Genomic DNA, 3,306 nt, shown 5'->3' with positions numbered 1-3,306 from the left:
ACCAAGGAGGAGGAGCAGGCGGTGTCGACGGTGACGGCGGGGCCTTCGAGGCCGAAGGTGTAGGCCACCCGGCCCGACGCCACACTGCCCGCGCTCCCGTTGCCCAGGTAGGGCTCGAACTCGGCGGGGATGTTGTTGAAGAGCCGTCCCGCGTAGTCGTTGTACATGACGCCGGTGAAGACGCCCGTCCGACTGCCCCGGACCGCCGCGGGATCGATCCCGGCGCGCTCGAACGCCTCCCAGGCGATCTCCAGAAGCAGCCTCTGCTGGGGATCCACGGTCAGCGCCTCCTTCGGGCTGATGCCGAAGAAGTCGGCGTCGAACCGGTCGGCGTCGTAGAGGAATCCCCCCTCGCGCGCATACGTGTGGCCGGGACGAGCCGGGTCGGGGTCGTAGAGGTCGTCGACGTTCCAGCCCCGGTTGTCGGGGAAGCCGCCGATCGCGTCGGTGCCGGTACGCACGAGGTGCCACAGGTCTTCCTGGTCGGCGACTCCGCCGGGATAGCGGCAGCCGATCCCCACGATCGCGATCGGCTCGGCGGGGTCGGCCGGCCCCGAGGTCACCGCGGGGGTGCCGTCGGCCGCGCCCGACAGCTCCGAGAGCAGCCGCCCGGCGAGCAGCCGGGGACTGGGGTGGTCGAAGACGAGGGTCGCCGGCAGGCGCAACCCCGTCGACGTGTTGAGACGGTTGCGCAGGTCGATGGCGGCCAGCGAGTCGAAGCCGAGCTCCTTGAAGGCGCGTTCGGCCGGTACGTCGTCCACACTGCCGTGACCGAGTACGGTCGCGACCGTCTCCCGCACCAATCCCAGCGCCACGGCCTCCTGTTCGGCCGCCGTCCGCCCGACGAGCCGGCGTGCGAAGGACGTGGCCCCCGTGGAGCGCCTGGCCGGCACTCGCACCAGTTGTGCCAGAACGGGCTGCAGCGTGTCCGCCGCCGCACGGGCGCGCAGCGCGGCCGGATCGAGGCGGGCCGGCACCAGCACCGGAAGGTCGAGGCGCAGCGCCGCATCGAGCAGTGCCAGACCCGCCTCCAACGGCAGTGGCAGCATGCCGCTCGCGGCGATACGGGCCCGATCGGCGTCGCTCAGCCCGCCACCCATGCCCCCGTCACGGTCCCACAGACCCCAGGCGAGCGAGGTCGCCGGAAGGCCACGGCTGTGCCGATGATGGGCCAGGGCGTCGAGGTAGGCGTTGGCGGCCGCGTAGTTGCCCTGGCCCGCATTGCCGAGGGTGCCGGCCAGTGAGGAGAAGAGGACGAAGGCGTCCAGCTCCATGTCCTGGGTGAGTGCGTGGAGGTTCCATGCCGCGTCCGCCTTGGACCGCAGCACCGTGTCCAGCCGCGTCGGGTTGAGCGCGGTGATCACACCGTCGTCCAGCACGCCGGCGGCGTGCACCACAGCGGTCAGCGGCTGCTCCGCGGGGATGGCCGCCAGCAGCGCGGCAAGGGCGTCACGGTCGGCGACGTCGCAAGCGGCCACCTCCGCGTCGGCGCCGTGGGCCAGCAGTTCCGCCTGGAGTTCCAGAGCACCGGGAGCATCCGGCCCGCTGCGGCTGACGAGCAGCAGACGGCGCACGCCGTACTCGGTGACCAGGTGCCGTGCCAGATGGCCGCCCAGCGTGCCCGTTCCGCCGGTGATCAGTACTGTGCCGTCGGGCCGCATCCGACGGGACCGCTCGGGCGCGGAGGCATCCACCCGGAGCAGCCGTGGCACGCGCAATACGCCGTCGCGTACGGCGATCTCGTTCTCCCCGGCGGCGAGCATCGAGGCGATGCCGTCCACGTCGAGCGGATCCGATGCCGCGCCCGCGGCATCGAGGTCGAGCAGGGCGAAGCGGCCGGGATGCTCGGCGCACGCCGCGCGCACCAGGCCCCAGAGAGCGGCTTCGGCGGTGTCCGCCGGCTCGTCCGTCGGTTCGGTGCTCACCGCCCGCCGGGTCACCACCAGCAGGCGGGCGGAGACCAGTTCAGGCCGGGCCAGGAACGACTGGGCCTGCTCCAGCACCCGCGCGGTGAGGTCGCGCACCGAGACTCCGGCGAGCGCCGGAAGCACCACCAGCTCCGGTGGGTTGCCGGCCAGAGCGTCCAGAGACCCGTACTCCGCCGTCGCGAACTCCGGCGGACCGTCGTGCGCCGCCCCGGTCCCGAGTACGGCCCAGGTCCGGTGCCCCGACTCGGTGCCCGTCGGCCGTGCGTCCTGCCACGCCAGTCGGTACAGCGACGACGGCAGCCCGCGTGCGCCGCTGCCCAGCACCGCCGGATCCAGCGGGCGCACCGCCAGTGCGTCGACCGAGGCGACCGCGGCTCCCGTGCCGTCCGCGACGGCGAGCCGCACCGTACCGTCCTCGGTCGTCAGCCGGACTCGAAGCGCTCCGGTACCGGTCCCGAACACCCGGACCCCCCGCCATGCGAAGGGCAGCCGGATCGCCTCGTCCTCGTCGAGCAGGGCGAGGGGGTGTAGCGCGGCGTCCAGGAGCGCCGGGTGCACCCCGTACCGGTGGCTGTCCGCCCGGAGGTCCTCTGGCAGGACGACTTCGGCGAAGGTCTCGGCTCCCTTGCGCCACGCCCCCACCAGTCCCTGGAACACCGGTCCGTAGGCGAGCCCGTGCTCGGTGAGCCGGTCGTAGAAACTGTCGAGGTCGACCGGCACGGCGCCCGGAGGCGGCCATGCCGACAGGTCGAACGATGTCGTCGCCTCCACCGCGTCCGGAACCACGAGCGAGCCACCCGCGTGCCGCACCCACGGTGTGGCTTCGTCGTCCAGGCCGGTCCGCCCGTGAATGCTCAACTCGCGCCGCCCGGAGGCGTCTGGAGGCCCCACGACGACCTGTAGCTGTACGGCGTCCGACCCGTACAGCACCAGCGGCGCCTCTATGGTCAACTCCTCCACCACGGCCCCGTCCGCATGCCGCGCCACCTCGGACGCCAGCTCGACGAAGGCGGTGCCGGGCAGCAGCACCGTGTCGGCCACCACATGGTCGGCGAGCCACGGGTGCGTATCCACCGACAGCCGACCGACGTAAATCTCCTCGCCGCTCGTCGCCGTCCGGACGACACCGCCCAACAACGGATGAGCCGACATCCCCAGCCCCAGCCACGTCGCGTCCCCGGCCGGCTTCGGCTTCTTGATCCAGTAGTGCTGGTGTTGGAAGGGGTAGGTGGGGAGTTCGACGTGGGCGGCTCCCGGGAACAGGGTGTTCCAGTTGATGGTGATGCCGTGGGTGTGGAGGTGGGCGAGGGTGGTGGTGAGGTTTGGGTGGTGGGTGGTGATGGTGGTGGGGTTGTCGAGGGTTTGGTGGATGAGGGGG

1 protein-coding gene is annotated in these 3,306 nt (G+C 72.1%); it reads right to left on the bottom strand.

Annotation, left to right across the window (positions count from 1 at the left end; all coding sequences use genetic code 11):
* Positions 1-3,306: SDR family NAD(P)-dependent oxidoreductase (locus ACFY0P_RS52055; RefSeq protein WP_388929517.1), on the bottom strand; the 3,306-nt coding region annotated here is incomplete at both ends.

The organism is Streptomyces sp. NPDC001714 (genome assembly GCF_042892755.1).
Lineage (GTDB): Bacteria > Actinomycetota > Actinomycetes > Streptomycetales > Streptomycetaceae > Streptomyces.
The sequence above is the reverse complement of the archived record's forward strand: the minus strand, read 5'-3'. Positions and strand labels throughout refer to the sequence as shown.